Source organism: Microcoleus sp. B9-D4 (genome assembly GCF_036705105.1).
Classification (GTDB): Bacteria; Cyanobacteriota; Cyanobacteriia; order Cyanobacteriales; family Microcoleaceae; genus Microcoleus.
In genome coordinates, this window is the sequence record NZ_JAUBTS010000012.1 from 45,593 (window position 1) to 67,707 (window position 22,115).

Sequence of the window (22,115 nt, forward strand, 5' to 3'; positions counted from 1 at the left end):
AGATATCTAAATAGACTTATCCAAAAAAGCCTGTTTTGAACAGGCTTTCCGGCCTGTTCCACAATAATTATTGGAGATATCTAAATAGACTTATCCAAAAAAGCCTGTTTTGAACAGGCTTTCCGGCCTGTTCCACAATAATTATTGGAGACATCTAATGGGTGCGATCGGCAAACCTTCACATTTCATAGGCTATTGGGGAGAGGGCGAGCACACAAAAACTCTCAGCCGTTTAGTGCCTGACTACTTCATCCGACAGGGCAAATTATCAGAATGGGCGATCGCCTCTGCATCAGTCCTCGCGGGCGATCTAGTGACGCTGAATGCTTGCGGGCGCGATCGGGCGACGGATTTTCCGGGAGATGCTTGGGCGGCGGTAGAAGCCCAACAACTACGGCTGGGGCGCGATCCGTTTGGGCGAGTGCCGCTTTATTGGATGCAGTTGGGAGAAACGATTTGGTTTGCGACGCGCCTGCAATTGCTGCTACCGCTGATTGCTTCCCCTCAAATTAGCCCGATCGCCCTACACAGTTATGCTTGCTTTTCCTACGTGCCCACGCCGTTAACGCCGATCGAGCAAATTGCATCCGTAGCAGCCGGAACCGAGATAATTTGGGAAATTGCCGATATTAAGGATCTGCCGAAAGTGAGATCGCTGCCTTCAGCTTGGCAAGAAGCGCCCCAACTACTGCGCCGTGAGGATGAGGCGATCGCACAATTGCAAGGGCTGTTGCAACAGGCGATCGATCGACAAGTGGCCGATTTGCCGATCGACGAACCCGTGGGCGTTTTACTCTCCGGTGGCATCGATTCTTCCCTGGTGACGGCGCTGCTAGTGAAAGCAGGCTTGCAAGTGCGCGCCTATGCCCTCGATTTTGGTGTCGAAGCCTATTCCGAATTGCCCTACGCCCAACAGGTGGCGGACTTTTTTCAGATTCCGCTGATTCGGGTGGCGGCGACGGGCGATGCAGTGTTGCAGGCGATCGGGCCAACCGCCAAAGCCCTCGATTTACCCTATGGAGACGGCACAACAGCCCCGCTGTTTTTGCTCAAACAGGCGGCGGCGCAAGACGTGCGAGTTGTATTCAATGGCGAGAATGGCGATCAGCTATTTGCCGGATGGACAAACAAGCCTTTGATTGCACACGGAGTTTACAGTGCAGAACATCCTGCCGGAAAAGAAACCTTTGAACAGCAGTATTTGCGGACATTTCAGCGATTTTATGGTTATGAAAAACAGATTTTTTCGCCCGAAATGCTCGATCGCATCCAGTCTCACGATTTGAGCGTTTACCTGGAAGACGCGATCGATCCCGAAACCTGTCCTTCCCTGCTAGCAAGGCTGCGGCGCGCTTCGCTGATGCTCAAAGGTGCCCAAAATATTCAGCCGAGGGCAACGGCATTGGCGTTTGCTTGCGGTTTGTGGGTGCGATCGCCCTTCTGCGACCCCGACCTCACAGCATGGACGTTTCAACTGCCAGGAGAGCTGCTACTGCAAGGTGCGTGCGAAAAATACATCCTCAAAAAAGCCTCCGAACGCTGGTTGCCGCCGGAAATTGTCTGGCGGGAAAAGCGCGGGATGGGTGTGCCGTTGAAGGTTTGGTATTACCGGGAGTTTTGGGCTGCGATCGGCGATCGGCTGAATCCGAATCTGTTGCGATCGCAAAATTGCTGGCAGCCCCATTTGGCCGACTCGATGTTATCGGGACAACTCGGAGTTGCCATGCGCGATCGCTATATTGGCAATAATCTCTGGTTGCTGCTGATGTGGCAGGCATGGCGAACCGAGGTTTTAGGCGAAATTCCGGTTAAGCGATCGCTCGATCATGTGTTTTGGTTGCCACCGCCGATCGGGCAGCACATTTGGAAATATCGAAGGAGGTTGACTGTTGACTGTTGACTGTTAACTGTTGACTGTTGATATGGGCGGGGCGGGTTTATAAATTTGTTGGCTTTGAAGTTGAGAATACTGGTGAACCCGCCCCTACAAGATATGGAATTATATCAGACAGATCCATCGGACTTGATATAACCCGTTACATCCGTTAAATCCCGTACATTCCTCGTTGCCGAACTTCTTCCTTATGACTGAATCTTTGCTACAGAATGAAACCAAAATACATTCGCCGCCGTTCTCGGAAGCATTAGCCAAGCGACTTTTGTCAACTTATGGTTCGCCCTTATATGTGTATCAGGCCGATATCCTCCGTCAGACTCTTGAGCATATTACGCGATCGATCGACTATCCCCGCGTTCAGTTTCATTTTGCTACTGTCACCAATGGCAATATTGCTCTGTTGCAACTGATTCAGCAAGCGGGTTGGGGGCTGCACGCGAATACACCGGGGGATGTTTTTTTGGGACTGAAAGCTGGTTTTACGAGCGATCGCATCGTCTACACCGGCAGTAACCTCAACAGGGCGGATATTCAGCAATTGATCGAGTGGAAGATCGATCGATTTAACTTCGATAGTCTGTCGCAACTCCAAGATTTTTGCGAATATTCCGGGAGTCAAGCGCGATCGATCCGTGCCGAAATTGGACTGCGTCTCAACTCACCGGAATTGACGGGAGACAGTCGCATTGGAGTGCGTCCCGCCGAATTCGAGAAAGCCAACGAAATCGCGCAGCAGCAGGGGTTGAGGATTACTGGATTGCATTTTTATCGGGGGACTGGAACTAACGCCACGAGTGCTTTTACGCAGGCGATTGATCGCCTAATTGCGATCGCCCAACAGTTGCCCGATTGGCGAACCCTTGATTTTGGCGGTGGTTTTGGCTATCCCTATCGAGGCGGTGCGGTGTTTGACTGGCGGGAGTTTGGTGCGGCGATTACTGAACGATTGAGTGCGCTATCTCGCCCGATCGAGTTGGTGATTGAACCGGGACGATCGGCGATCGCAGGTTGTGGCGTTTTGCTTGCGAAAATTGTGTCGGTGAAGTGGTTGGGCGTGAGGCAAATTGTCGGTGTGGATACGACTGTATCAAATCTATCGGTGCCTGCGGTGCACGGGGGCTATCGGGCGATCGCAACTTGGGAAACCGACGATGTATCGCGACATGAAACGGATATTTGCGGCAACACGACTTATTCGCGGGATTATTTGGGGCGCAACTGCTGGCTACCGAAACTCAAAATTGGAGATGCGATCGCGATTTTGGATAGCGGGGCTTACGGCTATGCGATGTCGTCGCATTTTCTGCACCGCCCCCGCCCTGCTGAGGTGTTGATTGATGCTAAGGGCGATCGATTAATTCGACAGCGAGAAGACTATTCTATCTTGTTAAACGGGCAAGTATTTTAAACCTGAGATGTTACACCATTCTCAAGAACAGGCTTTTCGGCCTGTTCCACAATAAATAAATTCTCTTGTGGAACAGGCCGAAAAGCCTGTTGCTGACAATGGTGCAAGATATCAGTTGTAACGAAGTTATCTCTCTTCTCTTCCTCTGCGTCCTCTGCGGCCTCTGCGGTAAAATCCTTCCAAAACAACCGTCAACGATATAAATCCATTAAATCAATCAGGAGTAACCGAAATGGGAATGAAATGCGTCCAGTGTCAAACAGACAACATTTTGAGCGATCGTACAAGCAACTCAGGTCGCTGTAAACAGTGCAACCATCCGTTTGTCTTTGAACCGACTACCGTCACTGATAAAAAGTTGGCATTCACCGATCCCTTTTTCAAAAATGCGATCGAAAATATTTCCAGCCAAAATATGTTGTTTTTTACGCACAAACAGTTTTTTTATTTTATTGACCAAAAGCTTAAATCTCGCGCGCCAGAAACCAGTTGGATTTTTCTCTACTTCTTTTATAGCGTATTTATGGGCATCTTCGGCATTAACTGGGCTTCTGCTATTTTTCCGTCACAATTCGCAGTTGTTATTCCCTTCGCTCTCTACAATTTGATTTGGATATGGCTATTGTTCCACTACAGCAAATCTCCTGCTCAAGGTATTCGCGGCAGAAGAAATAATGCTAAAAATCTCCAGATTTTAGGGGTAATTATTTTAGTGCTGGGCATTTCAGGAAGCCTAATATTTGATTATTCTTCAGGATACATCGTAGCTATTACACTAGGGCTATTGTCCTACGGGCTCGGCATTTCACAAAAAAAACGCCCACAGATAACGGGTGAAATATTTCTCGTTAATCAAGCGCAGAGCGATAAATGGCTGCGAGACTGGCAAACAGTAAACGGCACATTAGAAAAACTGCTCCCTGCTGCTCGTCAAGAGGCTTTGCCCGCAACCATCGATCGCGAAGTCAGCGGCTACAGCTTCGATCGCGCCATTATCTGTGACAGCGACGAAATAGCTCAATTCCTAATTGCCAACAACGTCCATTTTGAAAACAACTGCGCCATTCTTAGTATGAGTGGCTATCCCCAAAGCATCTTCAACACCGTAATCGAAATGCTGCGTCGTAATGCCGATTTAAAAGTCTATGCACTACACAATGCGAGTCCTGCTGGAGTTGGTTTAGTGCATCAATTACGAACGAGTCCAGAGTGGTTTGCGAATCAAGCAGTGACGATTTTTGATTTGGGAATTTCTCCCCGTCAAATCTTAGCAAACCGCGATATGTTTGTACAACAATCTCAAACAGTCGCACAAACCGCCCGTCAATTACCCGACGCTGTAAGGCAAGGTTTAACAGCAGAAGAACTAGCATGGCTGGAAGCCGGCAATTTTGTGGAATTGGAATCGTTTACGCCGCAGCGGTTGTTGCGCGTGGTGAATTATGGGCTTGCTCAGAGTGGCGATCCGCAGGGTAACGAGGGCTTAATATTAGTGGATGATAATGTTGGATATGGCGGCGGCTATGTGTTTGTCTCCGATAGTTTTGGTTAGGGCGTGTTTTCAAACTTGATATTAGACTTATTAATAATAAGCTTAAAAAGTCTTGAAACTTAGTCTGAATAAGATTTTTAGCGCTCTTTTGTTAAACTCCTAAAAAGCTTATCTTGGTAAGGGCTTCAGCGATTTTAAAATGAGGAGCAAAAAAGCTGAGATTAACTCGGTGAGTAAAGGTTTCAGATTTTTTAATTTCCCCCCACGGGGCAGGGCGGTTTCATTCGAGCGAAAAACCAAGATTTTGTAGGGGCGGTGCGACCCCTACTCCCCGTGCCCGCCCAGGCCCAGACACTATAAATTGGGCATTTCAGCGATCGGGGCAACCACGGGGGGTTTGCCCCTACAAGAGAATGAAACAGCCCTGCCCCACGGGGGGTTTGCCCCTACAAGAGAATGAAACAGCCCTGCCCCACGGGGGGAAGTTGAGTTTAAATTTGTGAAATTTGCCTTCAACTTTCTCTCGTCTGGTTTTGTTTGTGTAGGCGCGGTTTCTAACCGCCCGGACTTGTAACCGCCTGGACTTATTTAAGTCGTATACTCGGCATTAATCTTCACGTAGTCGTAACTCAAATCGCATCCCCAAGCTTTCGCAAAACCGCTGCCATTCCCGACACTAACCTGAATTAAAACCGTATCAGCCTTCAAATATTCTCCCTCCGCAGCCGCTTTCATATAATTACTTGCTGCAGCGCGATCGAACTCTTTAGGTTGTCCGTTTTCCATCATCAAAAAATCCCCCAATTGAATCCGCAAATTCTCTTGCTCGAAAGCGACACCAGCGCGCCCAGCCGCCGCCGCAATTCTGCCCCAATTCGGATCGCGTCCGAAAATCGCAGCTTTCACCAAAGAAGAACCGACAATTGTTTTGGCAATTTTACTCGCAGAAACTTCATCCAGCGCGCCACTAACTTGCACTTCCACCAAACAAGTTGCACCTTCGCCGTCACGGGCGATCGCCTTTGCTAAATGCACGCAAACTTCTGTCAGCATCGCCTCTAATTTTTCAGCATCTGCTCCCATTTCCGTAATTGCCGGTGTGCGGGATTGACCATTCGCCAAAGCAATTAGCGAGTCGTTGGTACTGGTATCGCCGTCAACAGTAATTTGATTGAAACTTCTGTTAGCCGCCCGACTCACCATTTCTTGCCACAAATGCGACGATACTGCTGCATCGCAAGTTACAAATGCCAGCATTGTTGCCATATTCGGATGAATCATTCCCGAACCTTTGCAAATGCCGCCGATGCGGACTGGTCGATCGCCAAACATGGTTTCCAGAGCGATCGTTTTCGGCACTAAATCAGTCGTACAAATAGCCTTAGCCGCCGCATCGGAACCTGTTTCCGATGCCTCAGCAACTAATCGCGGAATTCCAGCCCTCAGCGGCTCCATTTTTATCCGCTGTCCGATGACGCCCGTGGAGGCCAAAAGAATAGATTCTGGAGGAATATTCAGCGCTTCTCCCAACAATTTGGCACTTTCGAGGGCATCTGCCCAACCTTGCTCGCCAGTAGCAGCATTAGCTTGTCCGGCATTGCACAAAATTGCTTTCGCGCTGGGTTTAGCTTGCAAACGCTGGCGGCAGTAGTCCACACAAGCGGCCCGGACAGTGGAGGTTGTGAAGACTCCGGCGGCGATGGCATCCACCTCTGACAAAATTAAACTTAAATCTGGCAAGCCTGAAGGCTTCAAACCCGCTGTAATTCCCGATGCTCTATACCCTCTGGGTGCTGTAACTCCGCCGTCAATTTCTTTCCAGTCCGACATGATGACCTCCCTAGTAGCCTTCAATCTGCTGAAAGGGGATTATATCATTTTAGATTTTAGATTTTAGATTTTAGATTGCGAACAACTTATTTTGTAAGGGTTTGCTCGTTTTCTGCTTCCCAGGCGTGGAAATGCTGTTCAGGGAGGCTGTGACTCACTTTTTGTCTTTAACCAACCCCATAAAACTAATCGCGGCTTCCAATCTAGAGTTAGAACTCAAGAAGAAGTCGCGACGGTTTTGTAATTGACATTATTAATTTTTAGCTGGCAAACAACAAACTCGATTTAACTATCTCACCGTTGAAAAAAGGGGTTATTTGCGATCGATATTAGCTGGAGAACCAGCATCTAAACCCACTTCAGCAGCCACACGGCTCAGCATGGATTCCTGACGGTTTTTAACGACGTGTTGATGGCGCATCATCAGGTTGCGGGCTTGTTCTTGAGTTGACATAACTGATTTCTCCAAATTATAGGTAATAACTTCGTAGACAATTGTCGAAATTGAGCTTGGCCTAGCTCATAGTGGCGTTGCTGCGATCGTAACTGGCTTGAAAGCTGGGCTGCGGTTTGCCTTGAATGTGACCCCAGTAGTGCGTATCTTCCATCCCGACTTCGGTGGCGGTGCGGTTGAGCATGGATTGCTGGCGGTTCTTCACCAGTTGGTGGTGGCGCATCATCAGAGAGCGAGCTTGATTTTCGGTAGACATATGCGGTTCCTCCGTATTCTTTAGATTAATGTTGGGCTTGTTTTTTCTTCTCTTCTATCACTATAACAGACAATTCTGTATCTAAAGCTACCAAATAAAAATTGTCACAAAACTTTACAATTGGGCTATGGGGCGAGAATCTCGATCGAGGGTGCAGGGAGTGCGATCGAGCTTTGGCTCGTGGATTCAGTCCCAACCCCAAGCAGCAGTTGGCAAAATTTGACAATAAGCTGTTGTGCATTTAAATTGTATATTTCGAGTCCCGCTCAAAAATCGTCAAATCCTCTCCCCCTCTCCTCTTCTCCCCCTCTCCCTCTCTAATACCATAGGCAATCTAGATGCAACACAGCTTATTCCTGTTCTAAGAGCCATATTTTAGCGGCTACCTAATTGCCAAGGGCCAAAATAACTTTATAGTTTGGTTCAGAGTTATAGATGCAGAATTTTGCCTCTCAAGAAAGTCGAATTTGCCTTAGTTAACAGTAAATTTAATAAGTAGCGAATCACAATTAGATTTACAATGATTAAGCAGCTATGCTCAAGTTTTTTGTAGTCAACTAGATAATAGAGTTGAGCCAAAGTGAACCGCCCTCGCCATCCTAAAAAAGCGAGCTTTTTTTGTTAATAAAAATAGATTAAGTCCCAGCAGCCTCCCCACAAAAAAGAGCGATCGTCCTCCCCTAGAAAAACAATCGCCCATTCACCTATAATTTCAATTAACATCAAGCCCCGCCCTTAAAAAACTATGCTGTACCCACAATTCCAGAGCTCCCCCTAGCCTCTTTTTCAGGAGGATGCCAGGGGGAGCGAAAGGCTCTGACGTTAGTTTTTCAAGTGGTGTGTACAGCGTAGCCCTTAAGAAAGGCGTGCCGGGGCCGAGGAATAAGCGGCCCTAATCGTCAAACAGTAGACTGGTACTAAAGAAGACCTTAAGTTGACACGATCGCTACTCGGCGACTTCAGCTTCCGCTTCCGCTTCAGGTGCATCGGGCACATCTTGCTTGATAGTCAAATAGCGAATCACTTCTTCGCTCAGACGCATCGCGCGCTCCAGGGTAAAAATTGCAGCGCCCGGAGCTGTATAGTTCATTTGAACGTATACTCCGTCCCGGTGCTTGCCGATTTCGTAAGCCAAACGGCGCTTGCCGCGGTGCTGAGTTTCGATGTTTTCAGCACCTTGATCGCGCAAAATAGTTTGATATTTAGCGATCGCCTGGTCTGTCATTTCTTCACCCAAATCAGGGCGCAGAATGTACATAGTTTCGTAAATAAACGGTTTCATGGCAATAATCCCCTTATGGACAACAAGGCTTCTCACGAAGCAAGGACTTATCATCATATCCCAACAATGAACAATCTCAAAACTAAAAAATCAAATTCCCCAAACCACACTCCATCGCCGTGGAGCACCCTGTGGACGTACAGCCTCATGAGCGCGATCGCACTTTTAATGCTGTTTCCCTTGCTGTGGCTGCTCAGTACCTCCCTCAAATCCCCCAACGAAAACATCTTTCAATTTCCCCCGCAACTGTGGCCACAACAGCCAACCCTCGAAAACTTCATCAAAGTTTGGCAAACCAACCCCTTCGGCCGCTACCTGTTCAACAGCACCCTAATTGCTGGCCTCACAGTTAGCATCAACGTCCTCTTTTGCGCCCTCGCCGCTTACCCCTTAGCCCGACTAAAATTTCGCGGCCGCGAAGCCATCTTAATCACAATCATTTCCACAATCATGATTCCCTTCCAAATAGTCATGATTCCCCTATACATATTGACAGTACAACTCGGACTAAAAAATAGTTATTTAGGCGTAATCTTTCCCGGACTAGCCTCAGCCTTCGGCATATTTTTATTACGACAAGCATTCCTAGCAGTTCCCAAAGAACTAGAAGAAGCCGCCCGCATTGACGGCTGCAGCGAATTAGGCATTTGGTGGCACGTCATGATTCCGGCAATTAAGCCAGCTTTAGTCACTTTAGGAATTTTCGTATTTATCGGTTCTTGGAGCGACTTTCTGTGGCCACTGCTAGTTTTAGACAGGCCGGAATATTACACTTTACCTTTAGGGGTAGCCAATTTAGCCGGGACATTTTCTTTGGATTGGCGTTTGGTGGCGGCGGGTTCTATTATTTCTATTGTTCCAGTTTTGGGACTATTTTTGGTCTTGCAAAAATACATTGTGCCAACAGAAACTGCTGCGGGAGTCAAAGGATAGAATCAATATAAAAAATCTGCGTTTATCCGCGTTCATCTGCGGTGAAAAATTAAAATCTTTTGAACTCACAAGTCACAAAATTTATTTGTGATGTAGGAACGGCCAGAAATCCGCTGGATTGTTGACCGCGCTGGGGTTGTAGATACTATCATCGCTTTTGCAAATGCGCTCGATGCCCCAGACTGGCAAAAATTGCGATCGCACCTAGCCGGCGAAAGAGATATCGACTCTTCGGAATTTTGAGGAATCAAACAAACTGTGGTAATTGTCAGCGACAATCCTGAAGTGGGGAGCATCTCATATTTGTAAAAACACTTCTTCTGGCTCCTTCCTTCTTTCTCTTTCCTCCTGCCTCCTGCCTCCTGCCTCCTGCCTCAAAACTCCTATTTCTAGCTTAGCTGCTTTCATTGAGATGCTCCCCTGAAGTGCATAGCGGTTTGCGGGGCAAATCGCAATGAAATCTCATTCACAACTGAAATGCGAACTGATTTTTCCTAACTAAAAATTTTCGCCTACCTGGGAGTGAAAACTGCACTAGGGTAAGCAATCCGCTTGTGATTGAACTGTTCCCAAACCCGCACAAAAATCTCCGCAATTAGAGACATATCCTCCCGCGTTAAATCCGAATCAATCAACTGATTATCCTGCCAGCGAGCCCTCAAAATCTTATTAACCATATTCAAAGCCTCTTCATGAGTAGCATCCTTGAGCGAGCGCAAAGCAGCCTCGCAAGAATCCGCCAGCATCAAAATCCCGGTTTCCCGCGACTGTGGAATCGGCCCATCGTAGCGAAAATCCTCCTCCCTCACTTGGCGACTTGCGATTGTTAACTTTGAATTATCCGCATCTGGCAAAACCATCTTTAAATCTTCTATTTCTTTTGCAGCAATTTGCTGCGCTTGGTGGTAGAAGTAAGCAATTAACATTGTACCTTGGTGTTCGGGAATAAACGCCTGAATTGCCTTCGGCAATCGATGCTTCCGCGCCATCACCAACCCCTCGGTAACGTGCTTTTTAATAATCTCCGCGCTCGCCCAAGGGTCATTAATTTCATCGTGTTTGTTGCCCCCACCCATTTGATTTTCACAAAATCCCAACGGATCGTGCATTTTTCCAATATCGTGGTATAATGTCCCAGTTCTGACCAGCTCAACATTGCAGCCGAGTTCCCGGGCTGCAGCCTCCGCCAAACTCGCCACAAACAGTGTGTGCTGAAAAGTCCCCGGAGCCTCGGCAGCCAATTTCTTCAACAGCGGGCGGTTGGGATTGGCAAGTTCCGCCAGCCGAATCGGCGTAATCAAGTCAAAAACGTGTTCCAAATAAGGGCTGATGCCGATCGCCACAACGCTCCAAGCCAAACCGGCCAAACTTTGCGCCCCCACCGTACCCAGTACGACGTACCAAATTGCACCGGCAGCCGCGCTGGCAATCAAAGTCCCCACCAGATAAACGGTGCCCTGAGCCAAGCCGACAGCCACGCCCAAAAGAGCCAATTCCTCGCGCGATCGCAGCCGCCCGGCCATAAAAGCGCCCAACAATCCCCCCGCCCCGCTAGCCACCAAATGAATCAAGTCCACATTTAAGCCAACGGGCAGCAGCGCCGACAGCAGCCCCACCACAGTCACTCCCACTGCCGAACCGTAGAAGCCGCCCGCTAAAATCCCGATCGCGGGCAAACTCGTCCAAGGCAGCCCCAAACTCACCAGCACTGGCGCGCTCAAAGTCAGCAGCAGCAATAGCAAATGATCTCTGCGGCGCAAGCGGTAGTGCCTTTCCACCAGCAGTACGATCGCAATTGCCCCCGCCACTAAACAAACAAAACCCGTCAGCCCCAGCCAATTCACCCCCCGCCGGCTTAAACCAAAATAGTCCAGCAACACGAAATCTTGCTGCGAGATCTCTTGTCCTTGGGCAACAATTATCTCGCCCTGATCTACTGCGATCATCACCGGTTTCACCTTTTGCGCCGCTAATTCAGCTAGCTGTTTGGTTTCCTCGCGATCTCTCACCAGATTTGGCTGCAAAATCGCTGTTAAACCCTCCACCGCCAAAGCTTGGGACTCTAACGGCACTTCATCTGCCACTTGCAGCTTCACGGCTTCTTTCAAAATTTCTTTTGGCAACCCCTGCGGGATACCTTGAGCCACCATCCTTTTTGCCGCCCGACTCATACCGGTTTGGGTTTTCTGCCAAGCTGCCTCCGACAAATCAAACAGCGAAGTATCGTATATCTGGGGGAGCCCGGAAACCGACGGTTTTTCCAGCGCCTCCACAGCATTGAGATACCGCTGGCGAGCAGAGGAAATACTGTCTGTCAGGCTTTGAAAGTCGGCTGCCCGGATCGATCGGCTGTAAGCTTGCAGTTGAGCGATAGCATCTTGCTGAGACTTGTTATCTGTTGCCGCAGCAATTGCCGGGGAATCCAAACTCAATCGCTCGGAAGTTGCACTTTTGTCACCTGCTTGCGCCACAATAGATCGCCACTCCCACTCAGGACAGCCCCGCAAGTAAACCTGAGCGGCATTTGAGAGCACCGAGGGACTCGCAAACGGAAACGGGCCTACCGCCTCCCGTAGCTCGCTTCCCTGCTGCAAAAATTGTTGCAATTCTTGATAAATTTGTCGATCGACCGCCGAATCCAGCATTAATATCGCTACAGCCCCTATCCGCGCTGCTTTCCGCTGTTCTTCAGTAGTTTTGTAATCGGGGATGCTAGCAGTAGCAGGAGCCTTAATCGTCTGAGGAGCTTTCGTCCCCACATCCAGTTTCGGCTGGTTGTAGAAGCGGTGGCCCAGAGTGCTGCTTAGGGAAACTACCGCTACCAGCGCCAACATAGGGGAACGAGCTTGATTTTTGAGGCTTGATTTGGAGGTTTTACTTGTAAATTTAGTAGTAAAAGTCTCGGGAAGAAGCCATTTCTGGCGCGACAAACGGCTCAGGAGAGGCCCGCTAGTGCGCTCGGTATCTGCTTTGCTGTCGCCATTTTGCACTTTAGCAATGTGTTGGCGCAGTGAGCGCGCAGCCCCTAGCTGCTCAATCTGCCGCATCAATGAGGAGAGCGTATTCATTTGTGTCGAAGATATATCACTGTTATCCAGCAGCTTTGTCAGAATTTCTGACTGTGCATCTTGATTGAGTTTATCCGAACTAGCGTGGCTCTATATTCAACGCCCCAGGCTACTTTGCCTAACTATCGCCAGCAGTTGGGTTTCTTGACTGTGGCCCACAACGCAAGAAGCTTATTTCCTTCCCTTGTCCATCTTGAACAGAACTCGCGCGCGAGGGCTAAAAACCCGGTTTATCGGTAGATTCTTCGTTGGCTAACCCCATATTCTCGTAAAAACCTGCTTTTTTGGGGCAAGCACGTCCGTCCTATTTAATTTTTTACTTTTTAATCTTTAATTGTCGCTCTCCTTCGGCTTTCGTTTTTGACTTGTTAATTGCTAATTTCTCATTGCTAATTTATCCTTTCCCCTCCCTGTTAAAAGCTCCAAACTTTATATTTTACGAGGTCTAATGACATAAGGTGCCGCCACCGATCGGGCTAGCGCTGCGGAATCCAGTCCGGCATCTGGGCTGTAAACTCCTGCCCAAACAGCAAACAGGTTATTTGCTAACTCTACAATTTTTACATCGCTGCCAGTTCCCCAGAGCGAGGGTTCTCGGCCCTCAGCTAGCTGCAGCGAATTAACCTCAGCCGAAGATACCTGTCGCCATTCTACAGGAATCCCAGCAACGCCGTTATAGGCTCCAGACAAAGCTCCTGTCAAAGCGCAGGTTATTTGTCCGGCTATACCACAGCGGGCAGCACGCACCACTGACAAGCGTAAGTCTTCTGGGGTGTTCAAAAAGCAGTAGAAAGCTAAGGCAATGGGAATGAAATTTCTAGGGTTGACAATTAACTCGGTTTGTAATTTTTTTTCACCTTCGCCCTGTCTTTCTCGCAAAGCTGTGGCGCTTTTGCACAGATGAGTGGCGGCTGTTTCTAAATCGGCTCCCTTTTCTAGTAGTATTTGCACTTGCAGCAGCAGCTCTGTTAAGGCATTATCTGTTTTCAGGTAGGCAAGTGTTTGCTCGATCGCTGTCGCGGGGTCAAGTCTTTCTTTGAGAGATCGGGCGATCGTATATTCTACTGCTAAAATTGCTGTTTCCCATTCTGGCTGGTTTTCCTTGGGCCAAACCTCTATCGCCAGCATGATTTTTTCTCGCAGTTTGGCTTTATTTTCGTGAAAAAACATGGCCGCAGGCAGCGCCGCAACCGCAGCTTCACAAGGGTTGAGGATGCTTTCAAGCTCAGTGCTTGGCGGATGGTAGATTTCCGACTTGGCAAATGCTTCCCAAGTATCGCGCCAATCTTTTAAATCTAAACCCCTACACCGAATTAAACTTTGAGCACAGGCTACCGCAAGTCTCCCAGAGGCGGATGAGTCTTTGCCACTTGGGATTTTACTGTTGACAGAATTCAACGCCAATCTTGCCCCTCTTAGGGTCACTTGTTGGTGTTTCGTCAGTTGTAAAATCGGCTGCAAGTCTTCTGTTTGGGCGGGAATACCCACGAGTTGCCTCTGGTATTGCACACCTATAGAGTCTCCTAAAACTGCCCCCAGAATGGTTCCTTGAAACTTGCTCAACAGGGAATGCCGCATTTGAATTTAACTCAAGTTGTTAGTAATTGGTAATTTATAATTTATAATTTTTTCTGGTATCCTTTTTTGCCAAAGTCTTGTGATTAATTGGAATTAAATCCAAACATATAAGGGCTGGTTTTCCATCTAAAACCTGCCCTCATCCGATCGCTACAATCGGTAAATTTCTAATTTTTAATCAGGTAACTAACTAGAGCTTGCAGCCCCAGCCGATAACTTTCTGAGCCAAAACCGCTGATTTGCCCGATCGCCACCGCGGCGATAAACGAGTGATGCCGAAAAGCTTCCCGCCGGTAAATATTGCTCAGATGAACTTCTACCGCAGGGATATTCACCGCGGCGATCGCGTCTCTAATTGCCACACTCGTATGAGTATAAGCTCCAGCATTAATCAATAAGCCTTGGTGCTGCCCTAACATCGAGTGAATTGCATCCACCAACACCCCTTCATGATTCGACTGCTGAATTGAGACTTGCACCTGGAGGGCTTGCGCTTCTCGTTCTAGCAACTTGTTGATATCATTTAAAGTCGCAGAACCATAAACTCCAGGTTCTCGCTGACCCAATAGATTCAGATTAGGGCCGTGAAGTACCAGGATATTTAACAATTTTAAAATTTCCAGCGCAACAAAAATTATGAGAGTTTTGACATGGGATTTACAACCAGTCTGCCACCTCAAACCTCAAACCTTAAACCTCAAACTTCTAATGCAGTCCCGACTACCTGCGATTCCTCGGTTGGTTGACAGGAATACGAATCGGTTCGAGTTCCGGTTCAGGATCGGGACTCAGCAGTCCTTCTATCAGCTTGCGAACCCATTCTTTAATTTGTTCCAGCACCTTTTCAATGTCTTCCATTGAACGGATAGCTCCTTTTTTTATAGTCTAGATTGCTAAACCGACGGCTAAATATCTGAAAATAAGCAAGCACGACTTTGAAACCAAAGGTCAAACTTGCTTTCTCGCTTGCTGGATATTTTGAGCAATGGAGAGAGTCAGTATATTGGCCAATCAGTCCTATCTTATTATCATAACGAATCTTTACAGATAATCAAGAGGCAAAAGGAAAATTGCCGAATTATATCGGAGTATAGAGTGTTAAATAAAGCTTAAGTTTACGGTTGACTGTTGACAATTGACCAATCGTAGGATTTTTTCTAAGCTTTTGCCAACAATAATTGACGCCGGAGCTGATCGAGCGCCGTACAGCTACTCAGATTCCGAATCCAATCGCGGCCTCTGGCATCGCCAAAACGGTATTCAAAACTTTGTGCGTCACCGTGGGACCCCGCTAAACCAACATAAACCAGTCCGACAGGTTTAGCATCTGTGCCGCCTCCTGGCCCGGCGATGCCTGTAATGCTCAATCCCCAATCGGTATTGAGGCTGGCGCGAACTCCCGCAGCCATTTGTTTTGCCACTTGGTGGCTGACTGCCCCAAACTCGGCTAAATCTTGCGGATTAACACCTAATAATCCTTCCTTAACCCGATTGTCGTAAGAAATAATCCCGCCTAAAAAGTAGCAAGAACTGCCGGAAACACCAGTCAGCATCGCCCCCAATCCTCCTCCGGTGCAGGATTCAGCCACGCTAAGAGTTTGCCCCGCATCCAGCAACAATTGGCCCACAGTCGAAGCGAGGGTATCGCTATCAGCACCGTAACAGTCTAAGCCGGCAATTTGCCGCAATTGTTGTTCGATCGGCCCAATCAAGTTTTTCGCCGCCACGGACGACTCCGCGCGGGCCGAAATCCGCAGTTTGACTTCGCCGTGATTGGCGTAGGGAGCCACAGTAGGATTAGTTAAATTCAGAAAACTATCTACTTTTTCGGCCAATGCCGACTCAGCAATCCCCCAAAATTTTAATGTGCGGCTGTAAATAGTGGCGCTGCACCAGCCGCCATTTTTCAGGTAAGGAACGGCGGTTTCTTGCCACATCAAGTGCATTTCCGCCGGTACGCCGGGAAATGTCATTACTGTCACGTCAGAAACCGGCTGCCAAATAATGCCCGGTGCAGAACCGCTGCGGTTCGGCAGAATGTCCGCAGTTTCTGGAATTAAAGCTTGTTTGCGATTGCTGGGACTCATGGTGCGTCCCCGCTGAGCATATTTGTATTCGATATCTGCAATAATTTCCGGCTTTTCGATGAGGGGAACCCCAAAAAAATCGGCGATCGTTTCGACTGTGAGGTCGTCTGGTGTGGGGCCCAGGCCTCCGGTGAACAGCAAAAGCTGCGATCGACTGACGGCAATTTCTAACACTTGTTTGATGCGTTCTGGATTGTCCCCCACCACTGTTTGATAGTAGTGAGGGATTCCCAGACTCGCTAATTCTTTGGCTAAAAACTGGGCATTGCTATTAAGAATATCGCCTAACAGCAATTCAGTGCCAACACAAATAATTTCAGCAACCATTCAATTTTAGATTTTAGATTTTGGATTTTAGATTGGAGAATTAATTGGGGAATGACAACAGTCAACAGTCAACAGTCAACAGTCAACTAACTATCGAGCGTGTCTCCAAACTTTCCAGCTAGCATATCCCAGCAAACTTGTTGCACCCATAGCGTAAATTACGCCGCTGGGAAGCGAAAAAGCTAGGGCTAAACTTCCCACCCACAGCGTCAGCGAGTAAATAAATAAAACCGCAAATCGATGGGAGAGTCCGGCTTCTAGAAGTCGGTGGTGGAGATGGCGCTTGTCAGCAATAAACGGTGACTTGCCGTTGCGAAGTCGATCGAGAATCACCGCCGACATATCTAAAATCGGTACAGCTAAAATTAAATATGGCAGCAACACAGAAGTAACAGCCGTAGTTTTAACTAACCCAATTACTCCCACTCCAGCGAGAGTAAACCCGATAAAATAAGCCCCGCCATCTCCCATAAAGATTTGAGCCGGATTGAAGTTGTAGCGCAGAAATCCCAATGTCCCGCCAGCCAAAGCCGCTGCAATCAGGGCCGCCGCCGGTTGGTGCATCGCCAGACTGACAATCAGCATCACAACTGCTGCAATCCCTGAAACTCCGGCTGCTAAACCGTCCAAACCGTCAATCCAGTTGATGGCATTCGCCATGCCGACGAGCCAAATCACGGTAATTGGCAAGCTCAGCCAGCCAATATTAGTAAGTCCCAAGGAGGGAACTGTCAGAAACTCAATTTGTACGCCTGCCATCCAAACGATGCTGGATACGCCAATTTGCATGAGCAAGCGTTTTAATGCCGAGAGTGAAAATAGGTCGTCTGCTAAACCGATGAGGAAGAATCCGATGCCGCCGAGGGTGACTCCCCAAATTTCGTATTCGTCTTTGGGATTGAGAACTTGTCCGTTAGCATCGATGAAGCCTCCTGAGAGCCAGACAAATAAGAGGGCAGTGATAGTGCCGAGAAAGATGGAAACTCCTCCCAAGCGCACCATCGGGCGCTTGTGGACTTTTCGCTCGCCTGGCCGATCGACTCGCCCGCTTTTGAGACCAATTTTTTTGACTATTGGTGTACTCCAGAGGACGACGATCGCAGAAACCAGAAAAGCGAGTATGTGGTACAGATACTGGTACGGCATCTGAAATCAATTTTAAATAGTGCGGGGCAATTAGGCTGTCAGGCAGAGTCTACTACATTTCAGATGGCTTATAACAAGGAAACATCTTGAAGAGCGACTGGGGGTTTGGGAGTCGGAGATTTGCCGCAATGGCAGTTGCCCTGGGGCGAATTGTCAGGTTGTTCATTCATAACTCTCGAATTAACGATTTGAAATATCGACTCTTTCGCGAGCAAAAAAGTCGATATTTGACGAGCGGGCCCAGTTGAGCGGTATCTTTCGCAACCGACAAATACCGTTAGTCAAACCAGCCCCGCCCGACAAATATCTTTAGTAAAAACCGTATTGGCGATCGATATTTTTGGTGAAAACCACTTGTCAATATCGCTACCGGCAACTCTCAATCTTTTACTGCTCTTTTACCCTTTTACCCGTACACTTCCAACTACCAATTCCCCATTGCCGATCAGGAAAATTAAGCTAATGCCGGCACTTTCAAGTACAAGTGGGGATATAAGGGGAAGCGATCGCACAGTGCTGCTACTCGACGCAGGCAGTCGGCTGCGACGCTTTCATCATCTGGATTTAGCAGGCGATCGGCGATAATATTGCCAATCTCGGTAAATTCTGCTGTTCCCATTCCCCTGGTGGTCATCGCCGGCGAACCGAGTCTCAAACCGCTGGTGACAAAGGGCGATGCCGGATCGAAAGGCACGGTATTTTTATTAGCAGTAATATTCACACCGCTGACTAATTGGTCCGCTCGCTTACCTGTCATGTTTACCGATCGCAAATCAACTAGCATTAAGTGATTGTCCGTGCCACCGGAAACGAGTTTTAAACCCCGCTGCTGCAACTGTGCCGCTAATGCACGTGCATTTTCAATTACTTGACCGGAATAAGTTTTAAATTCAGGCTTTAATGCTTCGCCGAAAGCTACTGCTTTGCCCGCAATGACGTGTTCTAAGGGCCCACCTTGAGTGCCGGGGAACACTGCTTTGTCAAATTTTTTACCTAATTCCGGGTCATTAGTCATAATCAAGCCGCCACGGGGGCCCCGCAGGGTTTTGTGAGTGGTGGTGGTGACTGCGTGACAGTGGGGGAGGGGGTTGGGGTGATGCCCTGTGGCGACTAACCCGGCGATGTGGGCGATGTCGGCGAGCAGGTAGGCTCCGATTTCGTCGGCGATCGCTCTAAACTTCTCAAAGTCGATAATTCGCGAATATGCTGAATAGCCACAAATTAGCAGTTTCGGTCGGTTTTCTTTGGCACTGGCCAAAATTTCGTCATAGTCAAGCTGTTCTGTTTCTTGGCTGACGCCGTAGTGAAAAGCTTTGAACCATTTGCCGGATACGTTGACCGGCGAACCGTGGGTCAAGTGTCCGCCGTGGGACAAATCCATGCCCATTATTCCGTCTCCGGGTTCCAGCAAGCTCAAAAATACTGCAAAGTTGGCTTGAGCGCCGGAGTGGGGCTGGACGTTGGCGTGAGCGGCTCCAAATAGCTGTTTGGCGCGATCGATCGCAATTTGCTCGATGCCGTCAATAAATTCGCAGCCGCCGTAGTAGCGTTTCGCTGGCAGTCCTTCGGCGTATTTATTGGTCAGCACTGAGCCTTGAGCTGCCATTACGGCTGCGGAGGTAAAGTTTTCGCTGGCGATGAGTTCTAGGTGGTCTCGCTGCCGCTGGAGCTCTTGCCCGATTAAATCGGCAATGAGCGGATCGGTTTTGGAAAGGAATTCTAAGTTAGAGTCCGTCACAATAATCAACCTCTTGAGAGTTTTGGGATTGGGAATTGGGGATCTTATACCGTACTACGGATTTCGCCCCATTGATATAAATATTACGTTGTGTTCAGGTTAAGCCGTTTGTCCCCAACTCCTGACATACAATGAAATTACTGGTGTGAAACCTGCCGGAGGTATCAAATGTTAGTCATTTTAATGGAAAATCAGATGCTTGCCCCTCAGTGTGTTTGCCAAAGTTGTTTGCTGGCCGATCGCACGGGCCAACCGCGCTGGAGTGGTGGAGAGCTTCGCTGCGGTCATCCAGTTGCTAAACCTACGGAAAATTTGCCTGATCGGTACGAGTGTCAAATGGGCTTCACGATCGCTAATATTAAATAAAAAAGCCTGCATCTGGTAGTTGGGGCTGCTCCCTGCTGAGTGAAAAGCAAGTTCCGGCAGAGTCGAAACACAAACCCTGCTGCTGCGTTATCCTGAGTTTAATGGAATTCATAGTTAATCGATCGACTCAGGAGAGTTCATTATGACTTGGCGCGGATCTACAACTGTTCCAGACCGGATTTTTGCTTCTTTGCCTTATTTGCTCCCGTTGGTTGACGGGCTTGCCTTTGGCAGGTTTCTGTTTACACAGTTTCCTGTCCTGCAACTGTTGTTGATACCGCTAGCTCCATTGATGCAAATTTATAGTTTGCCATTAGCTAGCTTGATTATCTTCTTTGCCTTGTATTTAGGAGTAGTTAGAAACGAAAACATCAGTCACTTCATTCGTTTTAATGCGATGCAGGCGATTCTTTTAGACATTGTTTTGATGCTGTGTGGTCTGGTTTTGCCGATTTTTTCTAACGGCTTACAAGTCGCATTTATTGCGGAAACTCTGTATAACATGGTGTTTTTGGGCGCTTTTGCTGCATTTGTCTATGCAGTCGTGCAGTCACTTTTGGGACGCTATGCAGAGATTCCTCCGCTTTCGGATGCTGTTTATATGCAGGTTCGTTAGTCAGTTGGCAGTTGGCAGTTGACAGTTGACAGTTGGCAGTTGACAGTTGTTGGTGATAATTACCAATTACCAATTACCAATTACTAATTACCAATAACTACTGTATTTTCAAGACTGCCGATGCCTTCTATTTCGATGCGGACTCGATCGCCTATTTGTAGCGGCCCTACTCCTTGCGGCGTTCCCGTCAGTATCACATCACCGGGAATTAGGGTCATTATTTGACTGATGTAGGAGACGAGAAAGTCTGGGGAAAATACCATGCGATCGATCTGGGATGACTGTACGGGTCGATCGCTCTCATTGACAAAAGTCTGCAATTGTGCAGCCGGACTCAGTTCGCGGACAATCCAAGGCCCCAAGGGACAAAATGTATCGAACCCTTTGGCCCTCGCCCACTGGTTGTCCCGCTTTTGCAAATCTCTAGCTGTTACGTCATTGGCGATGGTATAGCCCCAAATTTTGCTGTGTGCTTGTTCGGGAGTGCAGTTGGTACAATGTTCGCCAATTACCAGGGCCAATTCTCCCTCGTAGTCTACCCTTTCCGACTGCTGCGGATAGCGAATCGCTGCACCTGCGGAGATGACAGCACTCGGAGGCTTGAAAAACAGCAGGGGTTCTTCCGGTACTGGGGTTCCCATCTCGGCGGCGTGATCGACATAATTTTTGCCGACGGCTACAATTTTTGAGGGAGAGCACGGGGCGAGAATTTGGTAAGTATCGGGTGAAAGTTCCAAATCGGTTGGTTGTCCTTTTAACCAGGGCGGTGCATCAAATACTTGAACGCTGTGGCCCAGTTGCAGTAAACCGTAATGGATGTGTCCTTGTGTTGTTTTGACTCGAACGTAGCGCTGGGCCATACTATTTTAGATTTTAGATTTTAGATTCTAGATTCTAGATTAAGAGGATATAGGCATAATTGCGGAAAATTAATTTGTTTATGCCCGTTTAAGATTTTCGCTGTGCAATTTTGCAACCGCTTTCTGTACAAATGCCGTGCAGCGGTTGATCCCAGGAGTCAACTGGTAGCTGGGTGAGCAAGGCAAATTCAAAGATAATGCCGATCGTAACTTTTGATTCCCACTCAGCTAAACTGAGCATTCGATCGTAATAGCCACCGCCGTAGCCCAAGCGATAGCCGCGAACATCGCAGCCTACTGAGGGTACGAGCATTAAATCTACTTCTGAGTGGTCTATTTTAGGAGCATCCGGCAGTGGTTCGAGTATGCCATAAGCTCCAGTATGTAAAGCATCTCCGGGCTGCCAGATGTGCCAGGATAGCTCTTTGCCGACACAGCGGGGAAATCCCCATTTGCGAGGGGTTACAAATAGAAGACTTAAATCTGGTTCTTGGCGACAACTGAAGTAGGCGAGGATTGTTTTTGCTTGGGTGAATAGGGGCGAGTTTTGCAGGTGATTGCAGAGGCGATCGCTTTTTTGTCTCCATTCTTGTGCTGATAGGGATTTGCGGGTGTTGAGGAGGGATTTTCTTAATTCGGTTTTAGTTAATGAAGGTTGAGGAGTATTCATATTTGCGATCAAATTTCTCGTTTGACTTGGAGTCCGACAGGGGTTGAAAACCCCTGTCTCATAGCGAAAGTCCTCTAAAAGAGGACTACAATTAATTGCATTTTCAT

The 22,115-nt window shown here is 48.1% G+C and carries 21 protein-coding genes; 7 read left to right on the top strand and 14 right to left on the bottom strand.

Annotation, left to right across the window (positions count from 1 at the left end; all coding sequences use genetic code 11):
• The first annotated feature begins 157 nt into the window (after positions 1-157).
• The 3 genes from QUB24_RS10225 to QUB24_RS10235 all read left to right on the top strand — a co-directional run bounded on the left by QUB24_RS10225 (position 158) and on the right by QUB24_RS10235 (position 4,857).
• Positions 158-1,900 (top strand): asparagine synthetase B family protein, encoded by a 1,743-nt coding sequence (locus tag QUB24_RS10225; protein WP_333153059.1) that lies wholly within the window; start codon positions 158-160, stop codon positions 1,898-1,900.
• A gap of 184 nt (positions 1,901-2,084) precedes the next feature.
• The gene (locus tag QUB24_RS10230) at positions 2,085-3,305 is read left to right on the top strand and encodes a decarboxylase (protein WP_333153061.1); all 1,221 of its coding nucleotides are present in this window, start codon (positions 2,085-2,087) and stop codon (positions 3,303-3,305) included.
• Between the two features lie 232 nt (positions 3,306-3,537).
• Complete coding sequence (locus QUB24_RS10235) at positions 3,538-4,857, top strand: hypothetical protein (RefSeq protein ID WP_333153063.1); 1,320 nt, start codon at positions 3,538-3,540, stop codon at positions 4,855-4,857.
• A 528-nt stretch (positions 4,858-5,385) separates the two neighbouring features.
• On the opposite strand, the gene argJ is transcribed toward QUB24_RS10235, so the two are convergent.
• The 3 genes from argJ to QUB24_RS10250 all read right to left on the bottom strand — a co-directional run bounded on the left by argJ (position 5,386) and on the right by QUB24_RS10250 (position 7,337).
• The gene (argJ, locus tag QUB24_RS10240; RefSeq protein ID WP_333153065.1) at positions 5,386-6,627 is read right to left on the bottom strand and encodes a bifunctional ornithine acetyltransferase/N-acetylglutamate synthase; all 1,242 of its coding nucleotides are present in this window, start codon (positions 6,625-6,627) and stop codon (positions 5,386-5,388) included.
• A gap of 313 nt (positions 6,628-6,940) precedes the next feature.
• A complete protein-coding gene (locus QUB24_RS10245) occupies positions 6,941-7,081 on the bottom strand; it encodes a hypothetical protein (RefSeq protein WP_333035219.1) in 141 nt (46 codons plus the stop codon).
• A 61-nt stretch (positions 7,082-7,142) separates the two neighbouring features.
• On the bottom strand, positions 7,143-7,337 hold the full coding sequence (locus tag QUB24_RS10250; protein WP_006631905.1) for a hypothetical protein: 195 nt from the start codon (positions 7,335-7,337) through the stop codon (positions 7,143-7,145).
• Between the two features lie 101 nt (positions 7,338-7,438).
• Between QUB24_RS10250 and QUB24_RS10255 the strand changes: the two genes are divergently transcribed.
• A complete protein-coding gene (locus QUB24_RS10255; protein WP_333153066.1) occupies positions 7,439-7,582 on the top strand; it encodes a hypothetical protein in 144 nt (47 codons plus the stop codon).
• Between the two features lie 701 nt (positions 7,583-8,283).
• Here the strand turns inward: QUB24_RS10255 and rpsF are convergent.
• Positions 8,284-8,619: a 30S ribosomal protein S6 gene (gene rpsF / locus QUB24_RS10260; protein ID WP_015176119.1), complete on the bottom strand. Its 336-nt coding sequence runs from the start codon at positions 8,617-8,619 to the stop codon at positions 8,284-8,286.
• Positions 8,620-8,685: 66 nt separating this feature from the next.
• On the opposite strand from rpsF, the gene QUB24_RS10265 reads away from it, so the two are divergent.
• A complete protein-coding gene (locus QUB24_RS10265; protein ID WP_333153068.1) occupies positions 8,686-9,552 on the top strand; it encodes a carbohydrate ABC transporter permease in 867 nt (288 codons plus the stop codon).
• A 65-nt stretch (positions 9,553-9,617) separates the two neighbouring features.
• Here QUB24_RS10265 and QUB24_RS10270 read toward each other — a convergent pair whose 3' ends face one another.
• The 8 genes from QUB24_RS10270 to glyA all read right to left on the bottom strand — a co-directional run bounded on the left by QUB24_RS10270 (position 9,618) and on the right by glyA (position 19,496).
• Positions 9,618-9,848, bottom strand: coding sequence for a hypothetical protein (locus QUB24_RS10270; RefSeq protein ID WP_333153071.1), 231 nt, complete (start codon positions 9,846-9,848; stop codon positions 9,618-9,620).
• 216 nt (positions 9,849-10,064) lie between these two features.
• On the bottom strand, positions 10,065-12,620 hold the full coding sequence (locus tag QUB24_RS10275) for an HDIG domain-containing metalloprotein (protein ID WP_333153072.1): 2,556 nt from the start codon (positions 12,618-12,620) through the stop codon (positions 10,065-10,067).
• 429 nt (positions 12,621-13,049) lie between these two features.
• On the bottom strand, positions 13,050-14,198 hold the full coding sequence (locus tag QUB24_RS10280) for an ADP-ribosylglycohydrolase family protein (protein WP_333153074.1): 1,149 nt from the start codon (positions 14,196-14,198) through the stop codon (positions 13,050-13,052).
• Positions 14,199-14,365: 167 nt separating this feature from the next.
• Entirely contained in the window at positions 14,366-14,806 is a 441-nt protein-coding gene (aroQ, locus tag QUB24_RS10285; protein ID WP_138920973.1) for a type II 3-dehydroquinate dehydratase, read from the bottom strand.
• A 112-nt stretch (positions 14,807-14,918) separates the two neighbouring features.
• Positions 14,919-15,056, bottom strand: coding sequence for a hypothetical protein (locus QUB24_RS10290; RefSeq protein WP_333153076.1), 138 nt, complete (start codon positions 15,054-15,056; stop codon positions 14,919-14,921).
• A 299-nt stretch (positions 15,057-15,355) separates the two neighbouring features.
• The gene (locus tag QUB24_RS10295; protein ID WP_333153077.1) at positions 15,356-16,612 is read right to left on the bottom strand and encodes a competence/damage-inducible protein A; all 1,257 of its coding nucleotides are present in this window, start codon (positions 16,610-16,612) and stop codon (positions 15,356-15,358) included.
• A gap of 90 nt (positions 16,613-16,702) precedes the next feature.
• Positions 16,703-17,758, bottom strand: a complete 1,056-nt coding sequence (locus QUB24_RS10300; protein ID WP_333153078.1) for an MraY family glycosyltransferase — start codon at positions 17,756-17,758, stop codon at positions 16,703-16,705.
• A gap of 454 nt (positions 17,759-18,212) precedes the next feature.
• The gene (glyA, locus tag QUB24_RS10305; RefSeq protein WP_333153079.1) at positions 18,213-19,496 is read right to left on the bottom strand and encodes a serine hydroxymethyltransferase; all 1,284 of its coding nucleotides are present in this window, start codon (positions 19,494-19,496) and stop codon (positions 18,213-18,215) included.
• Positions 19,497-19,664: 168 nt separating this feature from the next.
• Here glyA and QUB24_RS10310 point away from each other — a divergent pair, with 168 nt between their 5' ends.
• Both QUB24_RS10310 and QUB24_RS10315 read left to right on the top strand, forming a co-directional pair.
• Positions 19,665-19,862, top strand: coding sequence for a hypothetical protein (locus tag QUB24_RS10310; RefSeq protein ID WP_190739976.1), 198 nt, complete (start codon positions 19,665-19,667; stop codon positions 19,860-19,862).
• Positions 19,863-20,004: 142 nt separating this feature from the next.
• Complete coding sequence (locus QUB24_RS10315; RefSeq protein WP_333153080.1) at positions 20,005-20,478, top strand: Tic20 family protein; 474 nt, start codon at positions 20,005-20,007, stop codon at positions 20,476-20,478.
• Between the two features lie 83 nt (positions 20,479-20,561).
• On the opposite strand, the gene QUB24_RS10320 is transcribed toward QUB24_RS10315, so the two are convergent.
• Positions 20,562-21,338 carry a fumarylacetoacetate hydrolase family protein gene (locus tag QUB24_RS10320; RefSeq protein ID WP_333153081.1) on the bottom strand — a complete coding sequence of 259 codons (777 nt, stop codon included), beginning with the start codon at positions 21,336-21,338 and terminating at the stop codon, positions 20,562-20,564.
• Between the two features lie 88 nt (positions 21,339-21,426).
• The gene (locus QUB24_RS10325) at positions 21,427-22,008 is read right to left on the bottom strand and encodes a 5-formyltetrahydrofolate cyclo-ligase (RefSeq protein ID WP_333153144.1); all 582 of its coding nucleotides are present in this window, start codon (positions 22,006-22,008) and stop codon (positions 21,427-21,429) included.
• Positions 22,009-22,115: the final 107 nt, after the last annotated feature.